The organism is Micromonospora sp. NPDC005299, assembly GCF_042872345.1.
In the GTDB taxonomy this organism is placed as follows: domain Bacteria; phylum Actinomycetota; class Actinomycetes; order Mycobacteriales; family Micromonosporaceae; genus Micromonospora.
Map to the genome: position 1 here is coordinate 97,584 of NZ_JBIAKG010000002.1, position 14,333 is coordinate 111,916.

Below are 14,333 nucleotides of genomic sequence, written 5' to 3' on the forward strand. Positions count from 1 at the left end.
GGAGGGAGGGAAGGATGTCCACGACCGCCGCGCCGGCGCCCGGCGCCAGCCGGGAGGACCTGGCCGCGCTGGAGGAGCACTGGGGGGAACGCCCTTCGCTGCGCTCCTGGTTCAGCACCGTCGACCACAAGAAGATCGGCCGGCGCTACCTGGTCACCGCCGGGTTCTTCTTCGTCCTCGCCGGCCTCAGCGCGCTGGCGATGCGCACCCAGCTGGCCCGGCCGGAGTCCCGGCTCCTGTCACCGCAGGAGTACAACCAGCTGTTCACCATGCACGGGACGGCGATGATCTTCCTGTTCGCCACCCCGATGCTCTTCGGGTTCGGCAACTTCCTGCTCCCGCTGATGATCGGCTCCCGGGACATGGCGTTCCCGAAGCTCAACGCGCTCGGCTACTGGGTGTTCCTGTTCGCCGGGCTGTTCATGTGGGCCAGCCTGCCGTTCGGCGCCGCGCCCAACGGCGGTTGGTTCGCCTACGTGCCACTGACCGAGCGAACGAACACGCCCGGCCTGCACATGGACGTGTACAGCCTCGGCCTGCTGTTCCTGGGCATCGCCACCACCGCCGCTTCGATCAACTTCATCGTCACCGCGTTGAAACTGCGGGCCCCGGGCATGTCGCTGAACCGGGTGCCGCTGTTCGTGTGGGCGATCGTCGCCACCGCCTTCATGGTGATCTTCGCGTTGCCGGCGCTGAACCTCGACAACGCCATGCTCTTCCTCGACCGGCGCTTCGGCACCCACTTCTTCGACCCCGGGGCCGCCGGCAACGTACTGCTCTGGCAACACCTGTTCTGGATCTTCGGACATCCCGACGTCTACATCATCGTCATGCCGGCCCTGGGCATCGTCTCGGCGGTGCTGCCCGCGTTCACCCGCCGCGGCGTGGTCGGCTACCCGCTCATCGTGCTCTCCATCGTCTCGATCGCGATCATCTCGTTCGGCGTCTGGGTGCACCACATGTTCGCCACCGGCCTGCCCCGGCTGTCATACAGCTTCTTCAGTGCGGCCAGCACCATCATCACCATCCCCTCAGGGATCCAGATCTTCGCCTGGCTGGCCACCATGGCGCTCGGCCGGCTGGTGCTCAAGGTGCCCATGCTGTTCCTGATCGGGTTCATCGTGACGTTCGTGCTCGGCGGTCTCACCGGCACGATGTTCGCGCTGACCGCCTTCGACCAGCAGGTCACCGACTCCTACTTCGTGGTGGCCCACTTCCACTACGTGCTCATCGGCGGTGCGGTGTTCCCGATGCTGGCCGGCCTCTACTACTGGCTGCCGAAGATCACCGGCCGGATGTACCACGAAGGGCTCGGCCGGTGGGCGTTCTGGCTGGTGTTCGCCGGCATGCACATCACGTTCTTCCCCATGCACCTGTACGGTCTGTTCGGCATGCCACGGCGGGTCTACACCTACCGCAGCGAGCCGGGTTGGGACGGCTGGAACCTGGTCAGCACCATCGGGTCGTACCTGCTGGCGGTCGGGCTGCTGCTGGTCCTGATCGGCGTGGTGCACGCCATCCGCCGCGGGCGGCCCGCGCCACCCGACCCGTGGGGCGGCGACAGTCTGGAGTGGTCCACCGACTCGCCGCCGAAGCCGTACAACTTCCCGGTCCTGCCCCGGGTGCACAGCCTGCACCCGACCTGGGACGAGCCGAGCCGGGAATCCATGGGCTCGGGGGCCACCGAGGACCGGATCCTGGCCGACGGGCGCCGGACGCTGTTCACCAGCGAACTGGACGGCCACCGCGAGCGGGCGGTGGACATGCCGGAGGCGTCCCTGCAACCGCTGCTGCTCGCCCTCGCCATGCTGGTCTTCTTCACCGCGATGCTCCTCGCCTGGTACCCGGTCGCCGCCATCGCCGCGATCGCGATGGCGGCCACCATCGCCGTCTGGCTCTGGCCGCCGCGGCGACCGGAGCGGGAACTCGAGGTCAGCGCATGAGCACCCCCAACGGCATCGCCGCGGCCACCGGCACCGAGGCGCTGACCACCGAGCTGCCGGTGGGCCGCTCGACCGGCTGGTGGGGCATGGTGATGTTCGTCGTCACCGAGGCGACCCTGTTCGCCTGCCTCCTCGGCAGCTACTTCTACCTGCGCTTCCAGTACGGCGGCACCTGGCCCCCGGACGGCATCATCAAGCCGAAGCTGCTGGTCCCGCTGGTGATGACCGCGGTGCTGCTGCCCAGCAGCCTGCCGATGGTGTGGGCCGAGCACGGCATCCGCAAGGGCCAACACCGGCGACTGCGCTCCGGGCTGGCCGCCACCCTCGTCCTCGGCATCACCTTCCTGGCCCTGCAGGCCAGCGAATACGCCGAGAAGCTGCGCGAGTTCACCATGACCACCAACGCCTACGGATCGCTGTTCTACCTCATCACCGGCTTCCACGGCCTGCACGTGCTGGTCGGGCTCACCATGATCGGTTGGCTGCTGGCCGCCTCCCTGCGCGGGGGCAGCTTCGGCGCGCACCGCCACGAGCGAGTCCGCAACGCCGCCATCTACTGGCACTTCGTCGACATCGTGTGGGCCGCCATCCTGTTCACTGTCTACCTGTCGCCGAGGCTGTGATGAGCGCGCACCCCGGCCCCCGCGCGCGCCTGACCGGCGGGCTGCTCCTCTGGTACGCGGTGCTCGGCGGCGCGGTCGCCTGGGCCGTGCACCTGCTCGCCGGCTGGGGCGTGGACGAGCTGACCTGCGCCCGCGGCACCGAGCGGATCGGGGCGGTGCCGCTGCGGGCCGTCATCGCGGTCGCGGTGGTGCTGCCCGCGTTGGTGACCGTCGGCGCCCTGCTGGCCGCCGCGCTCGTCTGGCGGCGCACCGCGCACCCGCCGGACGGGGTGGACGAACGGCCGGTGGGCCGCAGCCGGATGCTCGCCGTGGTAGCGATCTGGTCCAACCTGCTGTTCCTGATCATCATCGTGCTGGGCGGCGCGGCCCTGCTGGTGTTGCCCCCATGCCTGCGGTGAGCGCGGCCGGGTCGGACGATGTGGCAGCCGGCCTGCTCGCCATGCTGCTGGCCGCCGGGGTGGCCCTGCTCGCCGCGGGGTACGGCCGGGGGGTCCACGAGCTGTGGGCTCGCCGAGGCCTCGGCCGGATTCTGCCCGTCTGGCGGGTGGCCGCGTTCGGCACCGGCCTGCTGTGCGTGCTCGCCGCACAGGACGGGCCGCTCGCGGCGGCCGCCGAGCGGTCCTTCGCCGGGCACATGACCCAGCACATGCTGCTGCTGCTCGGTGCCGGCCCGCTGCTCGCCGCCGGCGCCGCCGGCCTGCCGCTGACCCTCGCCTGCCCGCCGGCGCCGCGCCGGTGGCTGGCCCGGCTCCGTGCGGCCGGACCGATGCGTTGGCTACGACGACCGACCGTGCTCGCGATCACCGCAGGCGGCATCCAGGCGGTGGTGCTCTGGTTCTGGCATCTACCCGCGCCCTACCTCGCGGCCGAACAGCTGCCGGTCCTGCATGCGGCGGAACACGCCTGTTTCCTCGGTTCGGCCTGGCTGTTGTGGGCGCCGCTGCTCGGCGCGCCCCGGCACCGGTTGCCGGTCCCGGTCGCAATGCTGCTCCTGATCGGCACCATGCTGCCGGCGTCCGCGCTCGGCGCGACACTGACCTTCGCGCCGCACCCCATCTACCCGGTGCCGGTCCTCGGGCCCGACCCCCTGTCCGACCAGCAGCTGGCCGGGCTGCTCATGTGGGCACCGATGGACGTGGCGGTGCTGGCCGCCACCCTGACCGCCTTCCTGCGCTGGCTCGTGAGCCTGCAGCGGCAGCGCCCCGAGCGGGTGACATCCCCCGAGTCCCGCAGCCCGCTGCCGGCCCGGACCGGGAAAGTCGTGCCATGAGCCGCCGGATACCCAACCGCTGGTTCCTGCCGGTGGCGCTGCCACTGCTGCTCGCCGTGCCCGGCTGCGCCCACACCAACCCGCCGCCGCCGCCCGAGGTACGCGCCGGCCGCCCCGATCGGGGCGCCACACTCATCGCCCAGTACGGCTGCGGCTCCTGCCACACCATCCCCGGCATCGATCGGGCCAACGGCCTCGTGGGCCCGCCGTTGACCCGGTTCGGCTCCCGCTCGTACATCGCGGGGAAACTCGTGAACAACGCCGACAACCTGCAGCACTGGATCACCGACCCGCAGGCGGTCGAGCCCGGCAACGCCATGCCGGACCTGGGTGTTGGCCCGATCGACGCCCAGGACATCGCCGCCTACCTGTACACCCTGGATTGAGCAGTGAGCGCAGGGGCGTACCGGTCGACGCACCGGAGGTGGCATCCGGGACGAGCGGTCGTGCTCGGCGCGGCGCTCACCCTGGCCGCGGGCCCCGCGGCCCTCGCCGCGCCCGCGACCCCACCGCCCTCCGGTTCCGCCGTGTCGACCCCGACCGGTACGGCGAGCGGCGGCGGGCGGGGAGAGGAACTGTTCCGGCAGAACTGCGCCAGCTGCCACGGCGAGCAGGGACAAGGCGCCCAGCGTGGACCGTCGCTGGTCGGGGTCGGACCCGCCTCGGTGGATTTCCAGCTCTCCACCGGGCGGATGCCCGTCCCCGACGAGGTGCAGCAGCCCCGCCACGGCGAGCCGGTCTTCTCGGCCGAGGAGATCAGCGCCCTGGTCGACCACGTCGACAGCTTCGGTGGCGGGGGCCCGCAGATCCCCAGGGTGTCGCCGGGCAGCATCAGGGCCGGCCGGGACTTGTTCGCCGTGAACTGCGCGCCGTGCCACGGAGCCACCGGCGCCGGCGCGCCCCTGACCAACGGCTGGATCGCGCCACCGCTGTACGACGCGACCTCGGTGCAGGTCGCCGAGGCCATCCGGGTCGGTCCGGGCCTCATGCCGGTCTTTCCGAGCCAGGTCCTCACCGACGAGCAGGTCAACGACCTGGCCATGTACGTGCGGCGGCTGCGCGCCGAGCAGCTGGACCGGGGCGGCAATCCGCTGGGTCGGCTGGGGCCGCTGGCCGAAGGGCTCGTCGCCTGGATCGCCACCCTCGGGCTGCTCGTGGCGGCGGCCCGCTGGCTGGGCAGGAGGGCGGGAGAGTGAGCCGGCGTCCACCGGTGCCGGCCGCACCCCCCGGAGTGAACCGCCGGATCGTCCTGTCCTTCCTGACCAGCGCGGCCGGCGCGATCGGCTTCGCGATCACCTACGGCCTCGGTGGGCAGACCCAGTGGGAAGGGGTGTGCCTGGCGGTGGCCTTCGCCGGGCTGGCGACCGGCCTGGCGATCTGGGGCCGGCGCCTGGTGCCGGTCGGTCGCCACGTCGAAGAACACGAGGGCTTCACCCCGCCTCCGGCCGAGCAGGCGCTGACCGCGGCCGTGCTCACCGCGCCGGACAGCCCGATCCGCCGGCGTGGTCTGCTCGCCACGCTGGGGCTGGCGCTCACCGCGCTCGGCGTCGCGGCGCTGTTCCCGCTCCGTTCGCTGCTGCCCGGGGACCGCCCCCGCCCGCTGCGGGCACTCAAGGACACCCCGTGGGGTCCGGGCGTCCGACTGCTGACCGACAGCGGGCAGCCGCTACGACCCGAGGATGTGCCCGCCGGCACGGTGATCGGCGTGTTCCCGGAAGGCGGCACCGACGCCGGCGACGCCCCGGCCTTCGCCGTCCGGCTGCAACCCGAGCGGTTCACCCGGGCCCCGTCGGCCGGCCACCTCAACGGACTCGTCGTCTACTCCGTGCTCTGCACCCACGCCGGCTGCCCGGTCCGGCTCTACCTGAAGGGCACCGGCCGGGTGCTCTGCCCCTGCCACCAGTCCTCCTTCGACCTGTTCGACGACGCCGCGCCGGTTGCCGGGCCCGCCGCCCGGCGGCTGCCCGGCCTGCCCATCGAGGTCGACAGGGACGGCTACCTGCGCGCCACCGGCGACTTCACCGCGCCGCCCGGCGCCGGCTTCTGGAGCCGGCCGTGATCCTCGACCGGCTGGCCCGCGCGGTCGACGACCGGCTGCGGCTGTCCCCGGTGGCCCGTAAGGCGCTGGCGAAGGTGTTTCCTGACCACTGGTCGTTCATGCTCGGCGAGATCGCCCTCTACTCGTTCGTCGCGCTGATCCTGACCGGCATCTACCTGACCCTGTTCTTCGACGCCAGCTCCGCCGACCGGGTCTACCACGGCTCGTACGCGCCGCTGGACGGCACCACCACCTCCGCCGCGTACGCCTCCACCGTGCGGCTGAGCTGGGACGTACGGGCCGGGCTGCTGATCCGGCAGACCCACCACTGGGCGGCCCTGGTCTTCGTCGCGGCGATCCTGGTGCACCTGGTGCGGATCTTCTTCACCGGCGCGTTCCGCAAGCCCCGAGAGCTGAACTGGCTGGTCGGCGTGACCATGCTGACGCTGGCCCTGGCCAACGGCTTCACCGGCTACTCCATGCCGGACGACCTGGTCTCCGGCCTCGGCCTGCGGATCATCGTCTCGGTGGTGGAGTCGATCCCGCTGGTCGGCTCGTGGCTGGTCTTCCTCGGCCTCGGCGGGGAGTTCCCGTCCGACGAGATGATTCCGCGGCTGTTCGTCACGCACGTGCTGCTGGTGCCCGCGGTGCTGGTCGCCCTCGTCTCCGTTCACCTGGCGATGATCGTGCGGCAGAAGCACACCCAGTTCCGCGGGCCGGGACGGACCGAGCAGAACGTGGTCGGCTCCCGGCTCTACCCCAGCTACACCCTGCGCTCGCTGGCGCTGTTCGCCTGGGTGCTGGCGGTGCTGTTCGCCCTGGGCGGGCTCGTGCAGATCAACCCGGTCTGGCAATACGGACCGTTTGCCCCGGCCCAGTCCACCTCACCGGCGCAGCCCGACTGGTACGTCGCCTGGGGTGACGGGGCGCTGCGACTGTTCCCACCGTGGGAGATCCACATCGCCGGCCACCTGGTGCCGGCGCCGTTCTTCCCCGGCGTGGTGCTCGGCGGCGTCACCTTCGGCGCCCTGTACGCCTGGCCGTTTCTGGAGCGGTGGTGCACCGGGGACCGTCGCCAGCACCACCTGCTCGACCGGCCCCGCGACCACCCGGTCCGGATGGGTGTCGGGGTGATGGCGTTGACCTTCTTCGGGGTGCTGGTCGTGACGGCCGGCGACGACATCCTCGCCCGGCTGCTGCGGGTGCCGGTGTACGACGTGCTCAACGTGCTGCGCGTCCTGGTACTGGTGCTGCCCGTGCTCGCCGGGATGCTGGCCTTCCTGCTGGCCCGGGCGCTGCGCCGCGGCGACGCGGCCGGCCTCGGTGAGTTGACCCGGGCCGATCTGCGCGCCGCCCGCCAGCCGGCCGGCGGGGGCGACGCGGAGGCAGCGGCCGACAAGCCGGAACTGCCGGCGCCGGACCGACCCGGAGAGCGGATCGAGTTGTGGCCCGACGGCGACGTATGGCGCTGGCGCTACCGTGACGAGCCGGCCGGTGTCGCGATCCTGGGCAATCGCGCGGTGCTGACCGAGCAGGAGGCCGTCGACTCGGCCCGGCTGGCCTACCCGGGCGTCGACCACGTGACCGTGCCCGGCCCGCCGCCGCCGTCGCCGCCCGGCCGGGTCCGGACCGCGCTGCGTCGCTGGGGCAACGCCGCCCTGGGCGTCTCCCTGCTGGCAGCAGCTCTCCGCCGGCGCCGTGAGCGCCGCGGCGAGGACGGGGACGGGCCGGAGCGCCGGTGAACGCGGTCACCGCGCTGATCGGGCCGCAGACTCGCCGAGCTGTCCGTGTAGGACTTCTGGCCGCGGCCGCGGCTGCGGGCGGGTGGCACCGTCGGCCGGTTGCCGAAGGCACAACCTCAAGCCGGACATTTCTCCATTTTCGGGAGGTTGGGTGTGCTTAGCTGCAATGAAGAGCGGCGGCCCGACCGTGGAAGGGACTGACATGCATGGGCGTGAACTGCGCAACCTGCTGCATCCATTCCTCCTGCTCCTGATCTTCGAGCGACCCGGTCACGGGTACGACCTGATCGAGCGACTTGACGCGATGGGAGTGTCCGACGTGGAACCCGGTCAGGTCTACCGGGTGCTGCGCGGGCTGGAACGCGACCGTTCGCTGCTGTCGATGTGGGAGGCCGCGGCGGCGGGCCCGGCGCGTCGGCGCTACGAGCTGACGGCGAAGGGACGCAACGACCTCCGGTCGTGGACTGCTCGCCTGGCGCACCTGAACCACGTCATGGATGCCTACCTGCGGCGCTCGGCGGACGCATTCGCGAGGCCGCGGGACGGGCGTGACTCGTATGCCACTTCCCGAGGTTGAAGGAGGACGATGCAATCGTCCGTGTTCCCGGCGGTTCACCGCGCGTTCGCTCGCCGGGTAGCACCTGCCGAGGCGCTCGCCGGCGACGCGGAGCAGGTCGGGCGGGCCTGCTACGAGATGTCCCAGCGCTTTCATCGTGGTGGCAAGCTGGTCGTCTTCGGCAACGGTGGGCCGGCCACCGATGCCCAGCACATCGTGGTCGAGTTCGTTCACCCCGTCATCGTCGGCAAGCGGGCGCTGCCGGCGATCTCGCTCACCAACGACGCCGCCACCCTCACCGGGATCGCCCGGGCGGAGGGTTTCGACGAGGTGTTCGCCGCCCAGCTGCGTCTGCTCGCCGCCCCGCAGGACATCGCGATCGGGCTGTCCGTCGACGGCCGTTGTGTCAACGTCCGACGGGGCTTGGAGACTGCCCGCCACCTCGGCCTCCTCACCGTGGCGCTGGTCGGGGGAGATGGCGGGGACATTGCCCGTGATGCCACCGCCGACCATCTCGTCATCGCTCGCTCGGATGATCCATGCATCGTCAAGGAGGTCCACGTGACGGTCTATCACCTCCTGTGGGAATTGGTGCACGTGTTCTTCGAGCAGCCCGGTCTGCTCGAACCGGAGGAGGTCCGGTGACGCCGGAGGCGGTCATCCCGCCGGATGGTCGGCCGAGCACAGCGATGGTGGCCGACTGCCACGACGATGTCTGCATCACCTGTTCCGATGTCGCGGTGGCGGTTCGGATCCGGAAGCTGGTAGCCGGCTGCCTGGCCGTGGTCGACACCGACGGCGGGCCGGAGGAGATCAGCGTCGCGCTGGTCGACGCGGCGGCCGGGGACGTGGTGCTCGTACACGCGAAAGAGGCCATCGCGGTCGTGGAGAAGGCTCAGTGAGCGCCCGCGTCGAAGGTGCGCTGGGCGCGCTCTATCCGTTCCTCGACACCCAGGCTGCCGACGTCGGCACAGTGCTCGCCGACGTCGCCCGATCTACGGCGGACAAGGCGAGGGAGATCGTCACCCTCCGCGATTCCCTGGTGCCCGAGCACGGGTGCCGGTTGGTCGAATGCGCCCGGGCACTCGCGACGGCGTTCCAGGCAGGCGGCAAGCTCTTCACGTTCGGCAACGGCGGCAGCAGCACCGACGCCCAGGATCTCGCGCAGTTGTTCCTGCACCCGCCGACGACCGCCCGACCGTTGCCGGCCATATCGCTGACCCATGATGTCGCCGTGCTCACCGCACTCTCCAACGACGTGGGGTTCGAGGTGGTGTTCGCCCGGCAGATAGCCGCATTCGGTCGCGCCGGCGACGTCGCGGTGGGGCTCTCCACCAGCGGCGGGTCGCCCAACGTCCTGCGGGCCTTCGAAGAGGCCAGCCGGCGGGACATGATCACCGTCGGACTCGCCGGATATGACGGCGGCCGGATGGCCGAGTCGGACGTCGTCGATCACCTGTTCGTGGTGCCGTCCTCGTCAGTGCACCGGGTGCAGGAGGCGCAGACGACGGTCTACCACGTGCTCTGGGAACTCACCCAGCAGGCACTGGCCGGCGAACTCTGACGGCCGGCATGGTCAGGCCTGGTCCGAGCCGGGTACGGGTCCGCGTCGAGGGCATCGTGCAGGGCGTTGGCTTCCGTCCGTTCGTGCACGCCCTGGCCCGGGAGTACGACCTGGCCGGGTTCGTCGGCAACGACACCGGCGGCGTCTTCGTCGAGGTCGAAGGAGACGGGGACCACCTGTCCGCGTTCGTGACGGACCTCAGCCAGCGTGCACCGACACTCGCACAGGTGGAGCGGGTCACCACCGAGGCCGTACCCCGGACGGGGCAGCCCGGCTTCGCCATCGTCACCAGCGTCACCGGCGCCGCTCGGGAAGCATTGATCTCCCCGGACACCGCCACTTGCCCGGACTGCCTCGCGGACGTTGCCGATCCGACGGACCGCCGCCACGGCTACCCGTTCACGAACTGCACCAACTGCGGCCCACGGTTCACCATCGTGACGGACGTGCCGTACGACCGGCGTGCCACCACGATGGCGGATTTCCCGTTCTGCGCCGACTGCGCCGCCGAGTACACAGACCCTGGAGACCGGCGCTTCCACGCCGAGCCGGTGTGCTGCCCGGCGTGCGGCCCGGCTCTCCGGCTCGTCGACGCGGATGGCGTCCCTGCCGTCGGCGATCCCGTTGACGTCGCCGTGCGGTGGCTGCGGGACGGCCGGATCCTCGCGGTGAAAGGCCTGGGCGGCTACCACCTGGCCACCCGTGCCGACGACGAACGGGCTGTGTCGGCCCTGCGCGCCCGCAAGCGCCGCGAGGAGAAACCGTTCGCCGTGATGGCAGCCGACCTCCGGGCGGCGCGCGCCCTGGTCCATCTGACGCCGGCAGCCGTCCGGGTGCTCACCGGTGCCCGCCGTCCCGTGGTGCTGCTCCCACGCCGCGCCCACGCTCCGGTCGCCGCGTCGGTGGCACCGGACAACCGCGACCTGGGCGTCATGCTGCCGTACACGCCACTGCATCACCTGCTGATCGGCCGGCTCGGCATGCCCATCGTGCTGACCAGCGGCAACACCTCCGACGAACCCATCGCACACAGGGATGACGACGTGCGGCAGCGGTTGGCGCGGATCGCCGACGCATACCTGTTCCACGACCGGCGCATCCATGTCCGCACCGACGACTCGGTGGTCCGCGTGTTCCGGGGCCGTGAGCTGCCGGTGCGGCGGTCCCGCGGCTACGTGCCCGCCCCGGTGACGGTGCCGTGGCGGTTCGATCGACCGGTGCTGGCGTGCGGCGCGGCGTTGAAGAACACCTTCTGCGTGGCGAAGGGACGGCGTGCGTTCGTCTCGCATCACATCGGGGACCTGGAGAACTACGAGACGTTGTGCGCGTTCACCGAGGGGATCGAGCACTTCAGCCGACTCTTCGATGTCCGGCCGGAGATAGTCGCCCACGACCTGCATCCCGAGTACCTGTCGACGAAGTACGCGCTCCAGCGCGATGACGTCGAACTGGTCGGCGTTCAACACCACCACGCCCACGTCGCGTCCTGCCTGGCCGACAACGGCGAGCGCGGCCCGGTGATCGGGGTCGCCTTCGACGGTCTCGGTTTCGGCCCGGACGGCACCCTCTGGGGAGGTGAGCTGCTCGTCGCGGACCTGATCGGGTTCGAGCGGGTCGGCCACCTGGGCGCGATCCCGATGCCGGGCGGGGTCGCGGCGATACGCGAGCCGTGGCGGATGGCGGTGGCGTACCTCGACGAGATCTACGGCGACGCCGTGCCCGACCTGGAGGTGCTGCGGCGGCACGAGCGGCGGTGGCCCGTGATGGTGGCTCTGGCGCGGAGCGGGACGAATTCGCCGCGTACCTCGAGCGCGGGCCGGCTGTTCGACGCCGTCTCGGCGATCCTCGGCTTGAGGGACCGCGTCACGTACGAGGGTCAGGCCGCAATCGCCCTGGAGCAGCTGGCTCATCGCGACGAGCGTGGCGGCTACCGGGTCGAGCCGGCCGGAACGGCCCCGCTCGCCGACGTCGGACGCGAGCTGGTCCGGTGCGTGGTTGACGACCTGGTCTCCGGTGTGGACCCCGGCCGGATCGCCGCCCGCTTCCACCACGGCCTGGCGGACGCCGTGGTGCGGGCGGCGGAAGCCGTCCGCGAACGCACGGGTCTGGCAAGTGTGGCGCTGTCCGGCGGCGTCTTCCAGAACGTGCTGCTGCTCGACCGGGTGGTGGGCGGCCTGGAGGCGGAGGGGTTCCGGGTGCTCGTGCACTCGCGGGTGCCGCCCAACGACGGCGGTATCTCCCTCGGTCAGGCCGTGGTGGCCGCGGCCCGCCACCGCGGCACCCCGTCCAGCTGAGCCGGTGACCGTCGCGTCAGCAGATGCGTGGCAGCGGATCCCCGACCAGCATGTCGACGATGCGGGTACCGCCGAACACCGTCTTGAGCAGCACGATCCCGGGCGGGTCGGCGGCGACCCGACCGATCACCGCGGCGTCCTCGCCGAGCGGATGACCCCGCAGCGCCGAGAGCGCCACGTCCGCCTGCGCGCCGTCCACCACGGCGATGAAGCGTCCCTCGCAGGCCACGTAGAGCGGATCGATGCCGAGCAGTTCGCACGCCCCGGTCACGGCGGGACGTACCGGTACGGCGGTCTCGTCGACGACCACGGCGACCCGGGCCGCCTGCGCCACTTCGTTGAGGATGGTCGCCACTCCGCCGCGGGTGGCGTCGCGCAGCAGCCGCACCCCGGGGGCGGCGTCCAGCAGGGCCGCTACGAGACCGTGCAGCGCGGCAGTGTCCGAGGCGAGGTCGGCTTCGATGTCCAGCTCGCCGCGGGCGAGCATGATGGTGACACCGTGATCACCGATTGGCCCGGAGACAAGGATCGCGTCACCAGGGTTGATCTGTGCGGTGCCCAGCATCACCGGCCGTTCCATCACGCCGATCCCCGCCGTGTTGATGTAGCAGCCGTCGGCCTTGCCGCGCTGCACCACTTTTGTGTCACCGGTGACCACCTGCACACCGGCCCGCTGCGCCGCGACGGCCATGGAGGTGGCGATCTGTCGCAGGTCGGCGACCGGAAAGCCCTCCTCGAGGATGAAGCCGGCTGACAGGTACAACGGGCGGGCGCCGCTGACCGCGAGGTCGTTGACCGTGCCGTTCACGGCGAGGTCGCCGATGTCACCCCCGGGGAAGAACAGCGGGGCCACCACGTACGAGTCGGTGGTGAAGGCGAGCCGGCCGCCAGCCACGGAGAGCACCGCCCCGTCGTCGAGCGCCTCGAGCGTCGGGTTGCGGAACGCCTCGAGGAACAGCCCTTCGACCAGGGTGTGGGTCGCCTTCCCGCCGGCGCCGTGCGCGAGGGTGAGGAGATCCTCCCTGATCTTCGGCTTGCGCCGACGCGCCCGATCGATGCGCTGCAGGACCTGCTGCTCGGGCGACAGTCGCCCGGGCTCCCGATCGACTGCTGCTTCGGCCTCGGCCACCGCGCGCTCAGCCCATTCGGCGGTGCGGTCTGTCGTCATACCCGCGTCGCCTCCGCCACCCGCTGCCGCGTGAAGCGGCCGAAGTTGTAGTACGCCGCGCAGGCGCCCTCGGATGAGACCATGCACGTGCCGATGGGTGTCTCCGGCGTGCATGCGGTGCCGAACACCTTGCATTCCCAGGGCTTGAGCACACCCTTGAGCACCTCGCCGCACTGGCAGGCCTTCGGGTCCGCCACGCGTACGCCGGGAACGTCGAAGAGCTGCTCGGCGTCGTACGCCGCGTACTCGTCCCGCATGCGCAGGGCGGAGTGCGAGATGAAGCCGAGGCCGCGCCACTCGAAGTATGGCCGCAGCTTCATGACCTGGCCGATCGCCTCCAGCGCCCGCAGGTTGCCGTCCCAGGGCACTACCCGGGTGTACTGGTTCTCCACCTCACAGCGGCCCTCGGCGAGCTGCTTGAGCAGCATGAAAACCGACTGCAGGAGGTCCAGCGGCTCGAACCCGGCACACACCAGCGGCTTGCCGTAGTCGCGGGCGATGAATTCGTACGGTCGGCAGCCGATGACGGTGGAGACGTGCCCGGGGCCGAGGAAGCCGTCGAGACGCAGGTCGGGTGAGTCAAGGATGGCCTTGATCGCCGGAAGGATAGTGACGTGGTTGCAGAAGATCGAGAAGTTGTCGATCCCTTCGGCGGCCGCCCGCAGCACGGTCATCGCGGTAGACGGCGAGGTGGTCTCGAACCCGATCGCCATGAAGACGACCTTGCGGTCCGGGTTCGTCCGCGCGATCTTCAGCGCGTCCAACGGCGAGTACACCATCCGGATGTCCGCGCCGGCCGCCTTGGCGTCGAAGAACGAGCCGCTGCCACCGGGGACCCGCATCATGTCGCCGAACGCTGTCATGATGACGCCCGGCTCGTGAGCGATGGCGATGGCGTCGTCCACCCGGCCCATCGGGATCACGCAGACCGGACAGCCGGGCCCGTGCACGAGCGAGACGTTCTCCGGCAGGTAGTCCTCCAGCCCGTGCTTGTAGATGGTGTGCGTGTGCCCGCCGCAGACCTCCATGAACTTGTACTGCCGCCCGGGCTCGCACAACGCGGCGATCTGCGTGGCCAGCGCCTGGGCCTTGTCCGCGTCGCGGTACTCGTCGACGAAACGCATCTGGTGATCCC

Annotated in this window: 15 protein-coding genes; 13 read left to right on the forward strand and 2 right to left on the reverse strand. The window is 71.1% G+C overall.

Annotated elements, in window-relative coordinates; translation table 11 throughout:
* Positions 1-14: 14 nt before the first annotated feature.
* The 13 genes from ctaD to hypF all read left to right on the forward strand — a co-directional run bounded on the left by ctaD (position 15) and on the right by hypF (position 12,030).
* On the forward strand, positions 15-1,943 hold the full coding sequence (gene ctaD / locus ACFYPD_RS05745) for a cytochrome c oxidase subunit I (protein ID WP_387109425.1): 1,929 nt from the start codon (positions 15-17) through the stop codon (positions 1,941-1,943).
* Positions 1,940-2,566 carry a heme-copper oxidase subunit III gene (locus ACFYPD_RS05750; protein ID WP_387109428.1) on the forward strand — a complete coding sequence of 209 codons (627 nt, stop codon included), beginning with the start codon at positions 1,940-1,942 and terminating at the stop codon, positions 2,564-2,566. Before ctaD ends, ACFYPD_RS05750 begins: the two co-directional genes overlap by 4 nt.
* The gene (locus ACFYPD_RS05755; protein ID WP_387109429.1) at positions 2,566-2,964 is read left to right on the forward strand and encodes a hypothetical protein; all 399 of its coding nucleotides are present in this window, start codon (positions 2,566-2,568) and stop codon (positions 2,962-2,964) included. The genes ACFYPD_RS05750 and ACFYPD_RS05755 overlap by 1 nt, the downstream gene beginning before the upstream one ends.
* Complete coding sequence (locus tag ACFYPD_RS05760) at positions 2,952-3,836, forward strand: cytochrome c oxidase assembly protein (RefSeq protein WP_387109431.1); 885 nt, start codon at positions 2,952-2,954, stop codon at positions 3,834-3,836. Before ACFYPD_RS05755 ends, ACFYPD_RS05760 begins: the two co-directional genes overlap by 13 nt.
* Positions 3,833-4,222 carry a c-type cytochrome gene (locus ACFYPD_RS05765; RefSeq protein ID WP_387109433.1) on the forward strand — a complete coding sequence of 130 codons (390 nt, stop codon included), beginning with the start codon at positions 3,833-3,835 and terminating at the stop codon, positions 4,220-4,222. Before ACFYPD_RS05760 ends, ACFYPD_RS05765 begins: the two co-directional genes overlap by 4 nt.
* A gap of 60 nt (positions 4,223-4,282) precedes the next feature.
* Positions 4,283-5,032: a c-type cytochrome gene (locus tag ACFYPD_RS05770; protein WP_387109436.1), complete on the forward strand. Its 750-nt coding sequence runs from the start codon at positions 4,283-4,285 to the stop codon at positions 5,030-5,032.
* On the forward strand, positions 5,029-5,895 hold the full coding sequence (locus ACFYPD_RS05775) for a ubiquinol-cytochrome c reductase iron-sulfur subunit (RefSeq protein ID WP_387109437.1): 867 nt from the start codon (positions 5,029-5,031) through the stop codon (positions 5,893-5,895). The genes ACFYPD_RS05770 and ACFYPD_RS05775 overlap by 4 nt, the downstream gene beginning before the upstream one ends.
* Positions 5,892-7,616: a cytochrome bc complex cytochrome b subunit gene (locus ACFYPD_RS05780; protein WP_387109439.1), complete on the forward strand. Its 1,725-nt coding sequence runs from the start codon at positions 5,892-5,894 to the stop codon at positions 7,614-7,616. Before ACFYPD_RS05775 ends, ACFYPD_RS05780 begins: the two co-directional genes overlap by 4 nt.
* Positions 7,617-7,782: 166 nt before the next feature.
* The gene (locus ACFYPD_RS05785; protein WP_387109441.1) at positions 7,783-8,193 is read left to right on the forward strand and encodes a helix-turn-helix transcriptional regulator; all 411 of its coding nucleotides are present in this window, start codon (positions 7,783-7,785) and stop codon (positions 8,191-8,193) included.
* A gap of 9 nt (positions 8,194-8,202) precedes the next feature.
* Positions 8,203-8,817 carry an SIS domain-containing protein gene (locus tag ACFYPD_RS05790; RefSeq protein ID WP_387109443.1) on the forward strand — a complete coding sequence of 205 codons (615 nt, stop codon included), beginning with the start codon at positions 8,203-8,205 and terminating at the stop codon, positions 8,815-8,817.
* Positions 8,814-9,074, forward strand: coding sequence for a HypC/HybG/HupF family hydrogenase formation chaperone (locus tag ACFYPD_RS05795; protein WP_387109446.1), 261 nt, complete (start codon positions 8,814-8,816; stop codon positions 9,072-9,074). Before ACFYPD_RS05790 ends, ACFYPD_RS05795 begins: the two co-directional genes overlap by 4 nt.
* The gene (locus ACFYPD_RS05800; protein ID WP_387109449.1) at positions 9,071-9,736 is read left to right on the forward strand and encodes an SIS domain-containing protein; all 666 of its coding nucleotides are present in this window, start codon (positions 9,071-9,073) and stop codon (positions 9,734-9,736) included. Before ACFYPD_RS05795 ends, ACFYPD_RS05800 begins: the two co-directional genes overlap by 4 nt.
* A gap of 8 nt (positions 9,737-9,744) precedes the next feature.
* Entirely contained in the window at positions 9,745-12,030 is a 2,286-nt protein-coding gene (gene hypF / locus ACFYPD_RS05805; protein ID WP_387109452.1) for a carbamoyltransferase HypF, read from the forward strand.
* 16 nt (positions 12,031-12,046) lie between these two features.
* On the opposite strand, the gene hypE is transcribed toward hypF, so the two are convergent.
* Positions 12,047-13,198 (reverse strand): hydrogenase expression/formation protein HypE, encoded by a 1,152-nt coding sequence (gene hypE / locus ACFYPD_RS05810; protein ID WP_387109454.1) that lies wholly within the window; start codon positions 13,196-13,198, stop codon positions 12,047-12,049.
* On the reverse strand, positions 13,195-14,322 hold the full coding sequence (hypD, locus tag ACFYPD_RS05815) for a hydrogenase formation protein HypD (protein WP_387109457.1): 1,128 nt from the start codon (positions 14,320-14,322) through the stop codon (positions 13,195-13,197). The genes hypE and hypD overlap by 4 nt, the downstream gene beginning before the upstream one ends.
* Positions 14,323-14,333: the final 11 nt, after the last annotated feature.